The 13366-nt window shown below is 72.3% G+C and carries 24 protein-coding genes; 21 read left to right on the top strand and 3 right to left on the bottom strand.

Annotation, left to right across the window (positions count from 1 at the left end):
- Positions 1-51: 51 nt before the first annotated feature.
- From PKA89_RS02995 to PKA89_RS02935, 13 genes are all read left to right on the top strand, one after another.
- The gene (locus tag PKA89_RS02995; RefSeq protein WP_324416463.1) at positions 52-327 is read left to right on the top strand and encodes a hypothetical protein; all 276 of its coding nucleotides are present in this window, start codon (positions 52-54) and stop codon (positions 325-327) included.
- 346 nt (positions 328-673) lie between these two features.
- Positions 674-1012: a hypothetical protein gene (locus PKA89_RS02990; RefSeq protein ID WP_324416461.1), complete on the top strand. Its 339-nt coding sequence runs from the start codon at positions 674-676 to the stop codon at positions 1010-1012.
- Positions 1009-1362, top strand: coding sequence for a hypothetical protein (locus PKA89_RS02985; protein WP_324416459.1), 354 nt, complete (start codon positions 1009-1011; stop codon positions 1360-1362). Before PKA89_RS02990 ends, PKA89_RS02985 begins: the two co-directional genes overlap by 4 nt.
- Before the next feature lie 160 nt (positions 1363-1522).
- Positions 1523-1681, top strand: coding sequence for a hypothetical protein (locus PKA89_RS02980; RefSeq protein WP_324416457.1), 159 nt, complete (start codon positions 1523-1525; stop codon positions 1679-1681).
- On the top strand, positions 1678-1851 hold the full coding sequence (locus tag PKA89_RS02975) for a hypothetical protein (RefSeq protein WP_324416455.1): 174 nt from the start codon (positions 1678-1680) through the stop codon (positions 1849-1851). The genes PKA89_RS02980 and PKA89_RS02975 overlap by 4 nt, the downstream gene beginning before the upstream one ends.
- Positions 1848-2036, top strand: coding sequence for a hypothetical protein (locus PKA89_RS02970; RefSeq protein ID WP_324416453.1), 189 nt, complete (start codon positions 1848-1850; stop codon positions 2034-2036). The genes PKA89_RS02975 and PKA89_RS02970 overlap by 4 nt, the downstream gene beginning before the upstream one ends.
- Positions 2033-2845: a hypothetical protein gene (locus PKA89_RS02965; RefSeq protein ID WP_324416451.1), complete on the top strand. Its 813-nt coding sequence runs from the start codon at positions 2033-2035 to the stop codon at positions 2843-2845. Before PKA89_RS02970 ends, PKA89_RS02965 begins: the two co-directional genes overlap by 4 nt.
- Before the next feature lie 100 nt (positions 2846-2945).
- Entirely contained in the window at positions 2946-3296 is a 351-nt protein-coding gene (locus PKA89_RS02960; protein WP_324416449.1) for a terminase, read from the top strand.
- Between the two features lie 32 nt (positions 3297-3328).
- Positions 3329-3559 (top strand): hypothetical protein, encoded by a 231-nt coding sequence (locus PKA89_RS02955; RefSeq protein ID WP_324416447.1) that lies wholly within the window; start codon positions 3329-3331, stop codon positions 3557-3559.
- A gap of 30 nt (positions 3560-3589) precedes the next feature.
- Positions 3590-3775, top strand: a complete 186-nt coding sequence (locus tag PKA89_RS02950) for a hypothetical protein (protein ID WP_324416445.1) — start codon at positions 3590-3592, stop codon at positions 3773-3775.
- A gap of 11 nt (positions 3776-3786) precedes the next feature.
- Positions 3787-4392, top strand: coding sequence for a hypothetical protein (locus tag PKA89_RS02945; RefSeq protein WP_324416442.1), 606 nt, complete (start codon positions 3787-3789; stop codon positions 4390-4392).
- Positions 4393-4490: 98 nt separating this feature from the next.
- Complete coding sequence (locus PKA89_RS02940; RefSeq protein ID WP_324416440.1) at positions 4491-4814, top strand: DUF3467 domain-containing protein; 324 nt, start codon at positions 4491-4493, stop codon at positions 4812-4814.
- A gap of 232 nt (positions 4815-5046) precedes the next feature.
- The gene (locus PKA89_RS02935) at positions 5047-5286 is read left to right on the top strand and encodes a type II toxin-antitoxin system RelE/ParE family toxin (protein WP_324416438.1); all 240 of its coding nucleotides are present in this window, start codon (positions 5047-5049) and stop codon (positions 5284-5286) included.
- A 50-nt stretch (positions 5287-5336) separates the two neighbouring features.
- Here the strand turns inward: PKA89_RS02935 and PKA89_RS02930 are convergent, their stop codons facing one another.
- Both PKA89_RS02930 and PKA89_RS02925 read right to left on the bottom strand, forming a co-directional pair.
- Positions 5337-5912, bottom strand: coding sequence for a hypothetical protein (locus PKA89_RS02930; protein WP_324416436.1), 576 nt, complete (start codon positions 5910-5912; stop codon positions 5337-5339).
- 11 nt (positions 5913-5923) lie between these two features.
- Entirely contained in the window at positions 5924-6241 is a 318-nt protein-coding gene (locus PKA89_RS02925) for a hypothetical protein (protein ID WP_324416434.1), read from the bottom strand.
- Between the two features lie 168 nt (positions 6242-6409).
- On the opposite strand from PKA89_RS02925, the gene PKA89_RS02920 reads away from it, so the two are divergent.
- From PKA89_RS02920 to PKA89_RS02900, 5 genes are read left to right on the top strand one after another with little or no spacing between them, the layout of a single operon-like run.
- Positions 6410-6616, top strand: coding sequence for a hypothetical protein (locus tag PKA89_RS02920; RefSeq protein ID WP_324416432.1), 207 nt, complete (start codon positions 6410-6412; stop codon positions 6614-6616).
- Positions 6617-6622: 6 nt separating this feature from the next.
- A complete protein-coding gene (locus PKA89_RS02915) occupies positions 6623-7009 on the top strand; it encodes a TadE family protein (protein ID WP_324416430.1) in 387 nt (128 codons plus the stop codon).
- Positions 7006-7455, top strand: a complete 450-nt coding sequence (locus PKA89_RS02910; RefSeq protein WP_324416428.1) for a TadE/TadG family type IV pilus assembly protein — start codon at positions 7006-7008, stop codon at positions 7453-7455. Before PKA89_RS02915 ends, PKA89_RS02910 begins: the two co-directional genes overlap by 4 nt.
- Positions 7452-7910 carry a pilus assembly protein TadG-related protein gene (locus tag PKA89_RS02905; protein WP_324416426.1) on the top strand — a complete coding sequence of 153 codons (459 nt, stop codon included), beginning with the start codon at positions 7452-7454 and terminating at the stop codon, positions 7908-7910. Before PKA89_RS02910 ends, PKA89_RS02905 begins: the two co-directional genes overlap by 4 nt.
- 49 nt (positions 7911-7959) lie before the next feature.
- Positions 7960-8304 (top strand): hypothetical protein, encoded by a 345-nt coding sequence (locus PKA89_RS02900; RefSeq protein WP_324416424.1) that lies wholly within the window; start codon positions 7960-7962, stop codon positions 8302-8304.
- Positions 8305-8538: 234 nt separating this feature from the next.
- Here PKA89_RS02900 and PKA89_RS02895 read toward each other — a convergent pair whose 3' ends face one another.
- Positions 8539-9279 carry an FCD domain-containing protein gene (locus PKA89_RS02895; protein ID WP_324416422.1) on the bottom strand — a complete coding sequence of 247 codons (741 nt, stop codon included), beginning with the start codon at positions 9277-9279 and terminating at the stop codon, positions 8539-8541.
- Positions 9280-9433: 154 nt separating this feature from the next.
- Here PKA89_RS02895 and PKA89_RS02890 point away from each other — a divergent pair, with 154 nt between their 5' ends.
- From PKA89_RS02890 to PKA89_RS02880, 3 genes are all read left to right on the top strand, one after another.
- Positions 9434-9961: a gluconokinase gene (locus PKA89_RS02890; protein WP_324416420.1), complete on the top strand. Its 528-nt coding sequence runs from the start codon at positions 9434-9436 to the stop codon at positions 9959-9961.
- Positions 9958-11364: a gluconate:H+ symporter gene (locus tag PKA89_RS02885; RefSeq protein ID WP_324416418.1), complete on the top strand. Its 1407-nt coding sequence runs from the start codon at positions 9958-9960 to the stop codon at positions 11362-11364. The genes PKA89_RS02890 and PKA89_RS02885 overlap by 4 nt, the downstream gene beginning before the upstream one ends.
- A 77-nt stretch (positions 11365-11441) precedes the next feature.
- On the top strand, positions 11442-13331 hold the full coding sequence (locus PKA89_RS02880) for a hypothetical protein (RefSeq protein ID WP_324416416.1): 1890 nt from the start codon (positions 11442-11444) through the stop codon (positions 13329-13331).
- Positions 13332-13366 lie beyond the last annotated feature (35 nt).

Here is a 13366-nt window from a genome sequence, read left to right as displayed (position 1 = left end):
CCGCCGGGCGCGGTCCGGACCGCAGGACCCGACGGAACGGCGTCGTCGGACATGGAAGCCCTGAAGGCGACCGCTCGCACGATCCTCTGGAACGTCGGCATCGACTACGGCCCGAACAAGATCGCCCGGCTGTGCCTGCGCTTCAAGGGACGGGTCGAGCGGAACGGGTTCGCGTTCTTCGACTTCCTCGCCAACGCCGTCCAGCTCGACGCGCAGCAGCGACGCGCTGGCCTCGCGAACCCCGAGATCGCCCGCGTCATCTCCTACGCCGACCCGACGGGTGAGACCGCTGCGCGCAACGTTGACCGTGAGCGGGGTTCCGCATGATCGGACCCCCCGACAACGAACAGCGCCCCCGGCAGAGGTCCGAGAGCGCTGCTGAGTCGTTTGGCGGCGACAACCTCAGTGTGACACAGGCGGCCTCCGTCGACCTGCTCCGACTCTCGGCCCGAGGTCGCGAGATCTGGGACGCGGCGTGGCGCAGTGGCTACCTGCAGGGCCGTGAGATCGAGCGGGCCGAGGTTGAGCGCCGGGAAGCCCTGCTCTGGCAGCAGGCCGTCCGCATCGTGCACAACCTGGCCCGTCTGCCTGAGGCGCCCCAGCCCTCTGCGGGGCGTGAGGCCGAGCGGCAGCGACTGCTTCATGGTCCCGTGCGCGAGGGGAGGCGGTCCGCGTGACGATCACCCGCTCCACCCGTCGCGTCCTGTTCGTGTACGGCCTCGCCGGCACCACCAAGCCCGACAGCCTGCTGCGCGGGAACATCCTCGACTGGCTACGCGACGAGGGCATCCCTGCCCAGTGGTCGAACCGTCTGCGCGGCTGGCGCGTTCGCACCGAGCGCGTCGGCGACATCATCGCTCGGGCCGAGAGTGCCGGCATCACCGTGCGCATGAAGGGCTGCTACGTCATCCCGCCCGAGCCGATCCGGCACGGCTCCTCGTGCCGTCAGCCGATCGCCGAGGTCACCGTCGACGGCCAGCTCGCCCTGCTCGAGGTCGGTGAGGCGTCGTGAGCCGACAGAACCCGTTCTCGATGCACTACCAGTCCGTCTGGCTCGAGCGGGCCGGAGACCGGCGCCTGCCGCCCTGGCTGCGCGTGACGTGCGTGGCGTACGGCAGTCACCGCCGCGACGGGCACAGCCCGTTCAAGCCCGGACAGCTCGGCCTGATCCTCGGCACGCCGCACCCCGAGGCTGGCGTCGTCGAGCCGATGGACAAGCACAACCTCCAGCGGGCCATCAAGCGGGCGGTCGAGTACGGCTGGCTGTCCCCGCTGTCGGGTTCCACCTGCCTCGTCGTGCCTTCACACGCCGTCTCCGGAGGCATGGGGAAGGGGGCGAAGTGCACCGCGCACAGCCGCTAGGTGAGTCAGATCAGACCCACCTAGGCCCCGTGGGTGAGTCAATCCAGACCCACCCGGTGGGTCTGATCTGACTCACCCCCAAGCCCCTGACCTGCGGAAACGCAAGCGCTCTCTTGACTCTTATCAGTAGCCGTCTGCCCCCAACAACAGGAGGCGTGACGTGAACGACCTCAAGATCCCGCCCGCGCCGCCGGTCGACCGAGCCGGCGACCGCTGGCCCCGCCACAAGCACCGCGCCCGGGTGCGGAAGCACAACCGAGCCCGACGCGCCCGCCTGCGGCGCAGGTACGGGCACACCGAGATCAAGGAGACCCGATGACCCACCCCCTTCTCGCCCAGATCCCCGACCGGCTCCTCGAGCGCCGAGGGACCCAGCACGCCCGGGCCCTCATGCGTTGGCTCGAGGCCCACAACTGCCGCCCCACCCTCGCCGACATCGAGGCCGAGCGCCTACGGCGAGCAACCCACACCCAGGAGGAGACCCCATGAGCGACGACGACCGCGACTTCGTGCGCCGGCTGTTCCCACAGCCCCAAGGCGAGGAACCGCCTGACCCCGAGCTGAGCGACGAGCCCGACGACATGCGCACCTTCGTCCGCGGACTGTTCCGCAGCGACGACCCTGCACCCCGACTTCCCCAGCGATCGACCAACACCGAAGGAGAAACCTCATGACCACAACCCTCACCCCCGCCGGTGCCCTCGGCATCGTCCTGCCCGTCCTGCGCGAGCTCGGCATCCCCAACCCGATGAGCAAGGCCATGCACGATGTCGAGGAGGCCACCCAGCGAGCCATGTTGGCTCTTCGCTCGGAAACCGACCTGACGGCCGCGCAGGTCGCCGACGCCCTGCTCGACGGCCGCGACCCGGTCAAGGACCGTGACCTGCAGGGACAGCTCTTCCGGACCCTCGTCCGCCAGATGATGTCCCAGGGCGACCCGATCTCGCTGGCTCGCAGCAACAGGCTCTCGGCCATCGTCATCGAGCACGCCCCCAAGATCATCGAGTTGATGGCCGGCGTCGTCGAGACGGCGGACGCCGACCTGGCCGAAGCGCACCGCCTGATGCCGAACACCGACTTCCACGACCAGACCAGCGTCACCGGACTGGCAGCCGGACTCATGACCGCATGGGGCAAGGCGCGCGACGCCCTCAACGCCGTCGACCGGATCGCCGGCGCCTGGACCGCCCTGTGCGGCAGCACCGGACTGGCCGACGTCCCTGCGAACCGGCGCGCCCTCGTCGTCGCCGACCTCACGTGGGCAGAGCTGCAGGCCCTCGGCGGGCGCGGTGAGGCATGGCGCGCAGCCAACGCCGGGCACCGCCTCTCCCTCGCAACCCCCGACGAGTTCGCGGCCCGCTCCCAGGCCATCGACGACGAGCGAGAAGAAGAGGCGCGCATCGACATGGAGGAGCAGGAGCACTACAAGCGAACGGGGATGAGCACGGCCACGGCTCAGCTCATCCGGATGCGGCGCGGCTGACCCCGGGGGAGGGCCCCCCACCCGGGGCCCTCCCCGCCCCTCTGGGGGATAGGCGCGCCCTCCCCCCGACACCTGAAACGAACGGCCCTTAGGAGGCCCGATGAACGACAAGAAGCCCCCAACAGGGCTCAAGCGGTCCGGTAGGTCCCTGTGGGCCGCCGTGCTCGAGGAGTTCGAGCTGGACGAGCACGAACGGCAGGTGCTGCGCGAGGCGTGCAGGACCGCGGACCTGCTCGACTCCCTCCAGACGGTCCTGGACCGTGAGGGGCCGATGGCGGAGAGCAGCCAAGGCATGCGGGTGCATCCGGCCGCCGTCGAGCTGCGACAGCAGCGCATCGCCCTGGCTCGCCTGTTTGCGGCGCTGGATCTGCCGCACGGTGAGGAGTCCGGGGCCGGCCGGACCCAGCACCGGGGCGTGCGAGGCGTGTACGGCGTCGGTGGCGCCTCGTGAGGCGCCGACGGCCGGCCGGCGTGGAGAGCTTGGTGCCGCCCTCGCTGCTTGTCTACCGCGCCGAGGACTGGTCGGGCCCGATGGTCGGGTTCGCCTGCACCCACCCCGAGTGCCGGTTCTGGGAGGCGTACGAGCGGTGGGCGGACGAGCACCCGGCCGACCCCGACCCGAGCGCGCCGTCCACTCCGTACGACCTCCCGCTGATCGCCGACGGACCGGACCTGCCCTTCCACCCCGGCGAGGCCGGCCAGCCGGCCATCTAGCCACTTACCGCCCCCTCGAAAGGATTCGTCATGACCCTGCTTCACCGGACCCGAGCATGGTTCGCCCTGCTCTCGTTCATCCTGACCGCCCGCCGTGCCACGCGCCGGCTCGAGCGTCTGGCCGATACCGGCGTCGACGTCCGTGCAGACGCCGCCGAGCTAGATGCCCTGTTGTCCGAGGCTCTACGGGCCGTCGACGACGCCACCACCGCCTGAGGAGCCCAGCCATGTCCCAACGACCAGAACCCTGGAAGACCCTCTCTGCCGAGTTCCGACAGGTGAAGGAAGAGCTGCGTCAACTTCGCAACCGCTCACCGTTCGCCATCTCCGGCCTGCAGGTCACCGCCGAGGACGAGATCACCGCCTACGGGAACTTCATCGTCACCGGCGACTTCACCGCCGAGGGCAAGATCTACAACGACGCCCTCGTCGACCCGGTCGTGCCGGCGGTCTACCACCAGCACCAGACCGGCTTCACCGTGAGCACCGCCTCGACCCCGCGGGCGGTGGTGACCATCGCAGTCCCCACCGGGTACACGCGAGCGATGGTGACCGCTGCGGCGGCCGGCCAGGCGTTCAACGGCTCCGGCAGCCTCGACTACCTCGCGGTGACCTCGATCATCAACGGTGACTCGACCTACGGCATCGCCATGCAGACCACCGTGCCCGTGAACGAGCTGCGCAACTCCACCCACGTCTCCACGGCCCTCCTGACCGGCCTCTCGGGCTCGTTCCAGTGCTACGCCTATGTCGCGTCGCAGGTCGGCTCGTGGGGCTCCACCGTCAGCGGCAACGGCGTCAACGTCGACGTGACGGTGCTGTTCCTGCGGTGACACCGACTCGTGACCGGGCGCGCCGCCAGCCCCAAGTGTTCGGAACATGGGGTCCATCTGAGCCGTTGCAGAGGCAGCGACGAGCAGGATGTGTCACGATGCCGGATATGTCGGAGCAGGACGACCAGGGGCCAGAGTTCAACATTCAGATCTCTCTGGAGCAGCGCGGTGGCGTCTGGTCGAATCTCGCTCGGGTCAGCCACTCGCCCTATGAGTTCACGATCGACTTCATGCGTGTCGACTTCAATGACTTTGAGGGCGTCGTTGTACAGCGTGTGAATATGTCGCCTTTGATGATTTCGCAACTCATCGAGGCGCTTCAGGATAATTGGCAAAAGTACGCTCAGAAGTCGTTACCGCAGGAGGTGTATGGCGATGGTCACGAAGTTCCAGGCTCCCCCGGAGGAGAAGCAGAAGAGTAGACCGCTCCGTGGCGACGGAAGTTGGACCTCGGGCAGGGTCAGTCCCGAAGCTCGCGAAGTGTTCCAGCGTGGACTGGTGGACGTCTACGACGTTGCTGCCCAGCGTGTGGCCGACGGGGCCATGCCTGTGGTGTTTGACGCGCGCCAGGTCCTCAACCTGCACGACTAATCGCATCGCCGCATCGGGGTGGGGGTGCGTGTGTACACGGTGATGTTCACGGCCCCTGTGGTGATGAACAAGGAGTTCGCCATCCTCAACCGCGGCGAGCAGCGACGGATGCTCGAGCGCCTTGAGACCGCACCCGAGACCCAGAAGCCGCTCACCGGTCCGCTGGTTGGGTACCGGCGATATCGCTGTGATGACAAACGCGTCGTGTTCAAGATCGACGACGCTTCGAGCACGGTTGTCGTCATCGCCGTTGGATACCGGCGCAACAGCGAGGTCTATGGCATCGCGGCATCGCGGGTCTGACGCCACGACGCCCCCTCAGCAACCGTGAGGGGGCGTCGTGGCTTGGCGGATCAGAGCGTGCTCGCGCGGAAGTGGCGGCCCCTCCACTGCAGCCGTTCATCCTCCTGGTCCTGGCGCCACGCGAAGGGCAGGCCACCGGAGAAGATCGCCTCCTCGGCCCGCTTAAGGCACGACCACAGGACCCCGGTGGGTGCGTCGCGGTCGAGGGACAAGACCCACCACTCGCGGCCGTCATCCCGGAACTGGATCAGCTCGACCGGATGCGGACCCATGTCCTCGGACGTGTCCCAGCTGATCTCCACGCCCTCGACCTCGAGCATGCCGAGGTGCGCCGTCAGGCGCCGGCGCAGCCGGTCGCTGTCCCGGTCCTGCTGCTCGGCGTAGTCGCGGTGCTCGTCAAGCCGCACCGTCGCGTGCCGGGTCCGCTCGCCGCACGTGACGCACTTGAGCAGCCTGAGGCACCGCCAGAACGGCTCCATGCCCACGGCAAACCCGTTCGCCCTGTCGCGGGCCACCTGCTCGTCTGTGTGCCCCTCAGAATCGCTGTACGGGTCGCCCTGGCCGTTCCTGCCGTTGCTGCTGACCTTGCGCACCGTGCCGCACTCGCAGCACAGGGCGTCGGTCATTCGGCCGGACGTCACCGTCCCGCCATCCGGCGGTCGCGGCCCTCGTTGAGTCGCTCCGTGTCGACCATCGCCGCCAGCTCCGAGGAGCGCATGCCGATCGCCTCGGCGACGTCGAAGAACTGGCTGGTCAGGAGCGGCAGTGTGGGGGCGATCTCACCGCGGCTCAGTGCGTGCGCCCGACGCTGGAGTGCGTCGGCCTCGCCCAGGAGCCAGCGGGCGAAGTCCGCCATGCGCCAGGCGAAGCGGTGTCGCAGGTCGAGCCGGTAGCCGAGCGAGGTCCGGTAGAGCGGAGCATCCTCGGGCGGGACGGGGTTGGTGGTGGCGGTCATGCGCGTGACCTCTCTGCGTGGGTGGCGGGATGCCACCGGATAGGGAGAGGTTGACACTTGTGGTCCCGGTCGTCTTCCTCATCCTCCCGGTCACCGTGCTCTTCCTCGTCTACCCCGGCTACACCTTCTTCCGGTTCACGCTCTGACCCCCACGAGAGGACGACACCCATGCGACCGACACGGCTCGCCGCCCGGCTCCACGTGAGCTGCTTCCACCTCGCCGACCGCGCCGGACGCCGGGCGGAGCGGGGTGACGTGCCCGGCTGGGTGCTCATCACCCTGATGACCGCCGGCCTCGTCACGGTGCTCTGGGCGGTGGCCAAGGAGCAGCTCGTGACGCTGTTCAAGAACGCCCTCGCGTCGGTGACCGGCTGAGCCGAGGTGGCCCGTCCACAGCGGCCCGAGCGAGGGGCGGCCGTCGCCGACTTCGCGATGGTCTCGGTGCTGCTCACCGTCGTCTTCCTCGCCCTCGTGCAGCTCGGGCTCGTCCTGCACGTGCGCAACACCCTGGTGTCGTGCGCGTCCGAGGGCGCGCGGTCGGGTGCCCGGGCGGATGCGGTTCCGGGCCAGGCGGTCGCCCGGACCCGCGAGCTGGTGAGCGCCTCGCTCTCCGAGCGGTACGCCCGGTCGGTGACCTCGCGGGAGGCGGTCGTCGACGGCGTGCGGGTCGTCGAGGTCGAGGTCACCGCCCCGTTGCCGGTGCTCGGTCTGCTCGGGCCCGAGGGGCGGGTCCACGCGGTCGGACGCGCCTTCCTGGAGGACCAGTGACCGGCCTCCCGACCCGTCGACGGCGCGACGAGAACGGCAGTGCCGTGGTCGAGTTCGTCATGCTCGGGGTCGTCCTGCTGCTGCCGCTCGTCTACCTCGTCCTCATGCTCGGGAGGGTCCAGGCCGGCGCCTACGCGGTGAGCCAGGCGTCCCGGGAGGCGGGGCGGGCCTACGTGACGACCGACGCCGGGCAGGACGCGAACGGGCGGGCGCGGGCGGCGGCCCGCATCTCCTTCCTCGACCAGCACGTCGAGGACACGGGCCGGCTGACCATCGCCTGCGACGGGACGCCGTGCCTGCGCGCCGACGGGCGGGTCGAGACGACGGCGACGGTGCAGGTGCCCCTGCCCTTCGTGCCTGCGTTCCTCGGCGACGTCCTGCCGTTGTCGGTCCCCGTGTCGGCCTCGCACGTCTCGACCGTCGACCGCTTCCGGGTGCTGCCGTGAGCCCCGGGCGGCGTCGGGACGAGGGCGGCACGATCACCGTCTACCTCCTCGGCCTCGTGCTCGTGGCGGTGACCCTCGTCGCGGGCACCGTCGCGGTCACCTCGGCCCACCTCGCCCGCATCCGGCTGCTCGACGTCGCCGACGGCGCCGCACTGTCGGCGGCCAACGCCCTGGACGACGCCGCCTACCGGCAGGGGGTCGGCGACTCCGTGCCGCTGAGCGACGCCTCGGTCCGGGCCCGGGCGGCGGACTACCTCGGCGGCCTCGACCGCCCGACCGGCGTCCTCGCCTGGCGGCTCGGGCCGGGCACCGGCACCCCGGACGGCCGCACGGCCGTCGTCGAGCTGACCGGCGAGGCCGAGCTGCCGCTGGTGGGCGGGGCGCTGCGCGAGCTCGGCGTGAGCATCTCGATCCACGTCACCTCGCGCGCGCGCTCCGACCTCCTCGCGCCGTGAGCACCGCCCACCCTTCCGCCGGAGCGCGGCCGCGCGTAGCGTCGAGGGCATGGCGACGGTCCCCGAGCGGCTGCGCGGGCGGTGGAGCCGCGACTCCACCGGCTCGTTCCTCTCGATCCGCTCCCGCGACAGCATCCTCTCCATCGGCAGCATCGGGTCGGTCGCGAGCATCGGCAGCATCGGCTCCTTCGCCTCCGCCTTCAGCGTCGCGTCGTCGATGAGCCTGTTCTCGGCCTTCTCGAACATGAGCCGCTTCTCGGCCTTCAGCCACCAGAGCGACGCCAGCCTGCTCTCCGCGCAGTCGCGCAGATCCGTTCTCTCCTACCAGAGCTCGGACTCGGTGAGCGCCACCCGCGGCTCCGGCGAGCGGCACCACCTGCTCCCGCTGGACTGAGCCCGGACGCGGTCGCGGGGCGGGCGGGCCCTGCCCCGACCGCCCCGCGCGTCCCGGACGCCGGCCCCCCTGCGGACCGGCCTCATGGACCACGTCGACACACCGCGTTCCTCCCCGGGCCACGGCCGTCGACCAGGCTCACCCTGCGTGAACCGTCGGGGGAGAGGAGCGGGTGGGGGGCAGCCTGATACATCCGGACCGGCACACCCGCCGCGGCGCCGGACCGGCGACGCCTCAGGCGTCGGGCTCGGCCGCCGAGCGCACGGCCGCGCTCGCCTCGTCGATGATCGCCGTCATCGCCGCGTGGGCGGCGGCCGCGTCGCCGGCCCCGATCGCCTGGGCCACCTCGGAGTGCAGCCGGATCGCCTCGGGGTTCGGGCGGGCCGGCATGAGGTCGTGGTGGGTGCGCCCGGCGAGCACCTCGTCGACGACGCCGGCCAGCGCGGCGAGCATCTCGTTGCCGGAGGCCTCGAGCATCGCCCGGTGGAAGACCTGGTCGGCGGCGAGGTAGGCCTCGAGGTCCTGTGCCTTGGCCTGCACCTGCATCTCCATGACGGCCGCGGCCATCCGGGCACACTGCTCGCGGCTCGCCCGCTCGGCGGCCAGGCCCGCCGCCACCGGCTCGAACCCGCGGCGCAGCTCGCCGAGCGAGAGCAGCTGCTCCTCGCGGCCCGGGCCGTCGAGGCGCCACCGGATGACGCGGGGGTCGAAGACGTGCCACGCCGCGCGCGGCCGCACGAGCACCCCGACCCGGCGCCGGGTCTCGACCAGCCCCATCGAGGAGAGCACCCGCACCGCCTCGCGGACCACCGAGCGGGAGACGCCGAAGCGCTCGTCGAGCCGGTCGATCCGCAGCACCGAGCCCTCCGGCACCGCCCCCGAGACGATCTCGGCGCCGACCGCGTCGAGGACGTCGCCGTGCAGGCCGCTCGCGGGCAGGGGAGAGCCGTCGTCGGGGCGGGGGGCCGGGGCCATGCGCCCAGCGTGCCAGACGCCGACATATCGGCGTCACTCCCCGATGTCATGAGAGTTCTTCAGCGTGAAGGGTTGATAAAGCAGACTTAATGCTCCATGCTGGTCCGCGACCGCCTCTCGACGCCGAGAGCCCGCCGACACAGGAGTCGCGCAGATGCCCACCGCAGCCCACCCGCCCCTCGTCGTGATGATGGGGGTGTCCGGATCCGGCAAGACGACCGTGGGTGCTGCGCTCGCCCAGCGGCTCCGGGTCCCCTTCGCCGACGCGGACGACTTCCACCCGCCGGAGAACATCACCAAGATGTCGGCCGGCGTCCCGCTGACCGACGAGGACCGCGAGCCGTGGCTGGCCACGATCGCCGCCTGGCTGGACGCCCACCGCGACGGTGGGGGAGTCGTCTCCTGCTCGGCCCTCAAGCGCTCCTACCGCGACGTGCTGCGCGGCGGTGCCGACGCCGCGGTCTTCCTCCACCTGCACGGCGACCGCGGCGTGCTCGCCGCCCGGGTGGCCGGCCGCCCCGGGCACTTCATGCCCGCCGCGCTCGTCGACAGCCAGTTCGCCACCCTCGAGCCCCTCGGGGCCGACGAGCGGGGCGCCGCCCTCGACGTCAGCGCCCCCGTCGACGGCCTCGTCGAGCAGTCCCTCCAGCTCCTCGCCACCCAGGACGGATCCCTCCGATGACCCCAGACCTGCACAGCCTCCTGCTGCCCACGCTCACCGCGGCCGACGCGGCGCCGAGCATCCCCGCGAGCCGGCTGATCCCGGCGGCGCTGCTCGGCATCGCCGTCATCGTCGTCCTCATCACCCGCTTCAAGATCCACCCGTTCCTCGGGCTGACCCTCGGCTCGCTCACCGTCGGCGCCGTCGCCGGGGTCGCGATGGGCGACACGGTCGACTCCTTCAGCAAGGGCTTCGGCTCGACCGCCGCCGGCGTCGGCACCCTCATCGCCCTCGGCGCGATGTTCGGCAAGCTGCTCGCCGACTCCGGCGGCGCGGACGAGATCGTCGACACCCTCATCGGCCGCTCCTCCGAGCGCACGCTGCCCTGGGCGATGGCCGCCGTCGGCGCCATCATCGGCCTGCCGATGTTCTTCGAGATCGGCCTCGTCCTCCTCATGCCGGTCATCTACCTCGTGGCCCGCCGGGCCCAGGTCTCCGTCGTCCGCGTCGGCATCCCGGCCCTCGCCGGCCTCTCCGCGATGCACGGCCTCGTGCCGCCGCACCCCGGCCCGCTCGTGGCCATCGACGCCCTCAAGGCCAACCTCGGCCTCACCCTGATGTTCGGGGTCATCGTCGCGGTGCCGACCATCGCCGTCTCCGGCCCGCTCTTCGCGAAGCTGGCCGGCCGCTGGGTCGACGTCCCGCCGCCCGCGATGTTCGGCGCCGGTGCGGACGACGAGCGCGAGACGCGTTCCCGCCGACCGTCCTTCGGGACCACGCTGTTCGCCGTCCTCACCCCCGTCGTCCTCATGATGGGCAAGGCGCTCGCGGACATCTTCACGAGCGAGGGCACGACCGCCCGCTCGGTCCTCGACTTCCTCGGCACCCCGCTCGTCGCGCTGCTCATCGCGGTGTTCGTCGGCATGGCCACCCTCGGCCGTGGCGCCGGCATGGGGATGAGGGACATCGGCACGAGCCTCGAGAGCTCGCTGCCGCCGATCGCCGGCATCATCCTCATCGTCGCGGCCGGCGGTGGGTTCAAGCAGACCCTCGTCGACACCGGCATCGGCGAGCTCGTCGCCGACTGGGTGCGCAGCAGCGGCATCTCGGTGCTGCTCCTCGCGTGGGTCGTCGCGGTCCTCATCCGGCTCGCGACCGGGTCGGCCACCGTCGCCACGGTCACCGCGTCCGGCATCCTCGCCCCGCTGGCCACCGGTCTGCCGGCCGCGCAGGTCTCGCTGCTCGTCCTCGCCATCGGCGCCGGGTCGGTGTTCTTCAGCCACGTCAACGACGCCGGCTTCTGGCTGGTCAAGGAGTACTTCGGCCTCTCGGTCGGGCAGACCTTCAAGTCGTGGTCGGCGATGGAGACCCTCCTGTCGGTCACCGGGCTCGTCGTCGTCCTGCTCCTCGGCCTCGTCGTCTAGCGACACCGCCACCGCGCCACGACGCCCCGCCCGGTCCGCGCACCGGGCGGGGCGTCGCGCGCGGCTACGATGCCCGCGTGTCGGCCCAGCCCGTGACGACGGACCCCGAGGCCGACGCCGCCGCGCCCCCGGCCCCGGCCGACCGCGCGAACGCCCTGGCCCTGGTGCCGCTCGGCCTGGCGGTCCTCGCCGTCCTGGCGGTCACCGGATGGATCGCCCGGCGCGCGTTCGACCGCACCGACGAGGGCTTCTACGTGCTCTCGGCGGCCCACCCCCGCGACGTCACGGCCGACGTCCTCGAGTTCGGCTACGCCTACCACCCGCTCCTGCTCCTGGCCCGCGGTGACCTCGTCGCGTACCGGTGGCTCGGGATCGCCACCACCGTCGCGGTCTGCGGGTGGCTGGCCTGGGTGGTGCTCGGCACACCGGCCCTCCTCGGCGGGCGAGCGCCGTGGCGGCCGGCCCTGCGCGCGGGGACGGCGGTGGGCCTCGGCGTCACCGGCCTCCTCAGCCTCGTCTCGCTCCCGTCGTCGCCGAGCTACAACACCCTTGCGTTGCAGGGCATCTGCCTCACCTCGGGCGGTCTCGTCGTCGCCGCCACCCGAGTCGGGCGCCACGCGCCGGCCGGCTGGTTCGTCGTCGGTGTCGGCGGCTGGCTCGCCTTCCTCGGCAAACCCACCTCCGCGGCGGTGCTCGCCGGGGTCGTCGTCCTCGCGTGGCTGGTCGTCCCCGGCCGGTGGCGGCTCGGGGTGTGGGCGGGCGGCGCCGGCGTCGTCACCGCGGCGGGGGTGATGCTCCTCGCCTACCGCCTCGGCCCGGGGGAGCTCGTCGCGAACGTCCGCACGGGGCTGCAGGCGTCCCGGGCTCTCGGGGGGCACGACGACCTGCTCCGACGCGACCCGCTGCCCGACCACCCGGGCGTCCTCCTGCCCGCCCTCGCGCTCGCCGTCGCCGTCGCGGTGCTGCTCCTCCTCGTCCGGCGGACGAGCAGCCGGCCGGGTCTCGTCGGCGCGGCCGTCGGCACGCTCGGGCTGGTCGCCGTCGGCGTGGCCTTCGCCGTCCTGGCGGCCCCTCGGTGGTGGACCGACGAGGTCGGCCGGAGCGTCACGCCCTTCGCCCTGGTCGTCGTCGGTGGGCTGGCCGGCGCGGGCCTCGCGCTCACCCTGGCCGGGCAGGTGGCGGCCGCCCTCGTCCGGCGCGGTCGCGGCGGCCTGCTCCCCGGCCCGCCCGGCGGTCGGTGGCGCGCCGCGCGGACGACGGCCGGCCTGACCCTCGTGCTGCTCGCGGTGCCGGCCGCCTACGCGTTCGGGACCAACGGCAACCTCTGGTCGGCGGCCGGCCGGGCGGCGGTGGCCTGGCTGATCGTGCTCACCGCCCGGCTCACGGCGGCCCCGGCGACCCTGCGGCTCGCGCCCGCCCTCGTCGCGACCGTGCTCCTCGTGCCGCTGCAGGTCGCCGCGACCGGCGCTCCCTACCGCGGCACCGACCTGCGCACCGCCACGGTCGCGGCGCCGGTCGGGTCGGGGAGCGTCCTGCTTACCCCGCACCAGGCCGGCCAGGCCGAGGCCGCCCGCCGCGAGGCCGCCCGGCTCGGCATCGGGCCGACGACCCGCGTGCTCGACCTCACCGGCGCCTCGGCGGGGACGGTGTACCTCCTCGGGGCCCGCCCGGTGGGGCAGGCCTGGCTCATCGGGGGGTACTCCGGCAGCACCGCGGCGGCCCGCGTCGTCCTCGGTCACGCGCGGTGCGCGCTCACGGACGCGCTGGTCCTCGTCGACTCCTCGGCGCCGCGGGCGGTCCCGCCGTCCGTCCTCGGGGTCGCCGGCCTCGACCTCGCGCGCGACTACGAGCCGGTCGGCGAGGTGCCCTACGAGCGGGGCGCCTCCCGGCGCGCGCCCGCCGCACCGGACGCCCGGGCGGTGCTGCACCGGCTGCGCCACCCGGTGTCGATCCCCGGCTGCCGCTGAGCGGTGGTGCGGCCGGGGGGGGGTCCACCCGGCTC

It is taken from the genome of Phycicoccus sp. (genome assembly GCF_035325325.1).
Classification (GTDB): domain Bacteria; phylum Actinomycetota; class Actinomycetes; order Actinomycetales; family Dermatophilaceae; genus Phycicoccus.
Note: the sequence above shows the minus strand (reverse complement) of the source record. Positions and strands in the feature narration are given on the sequence as shown.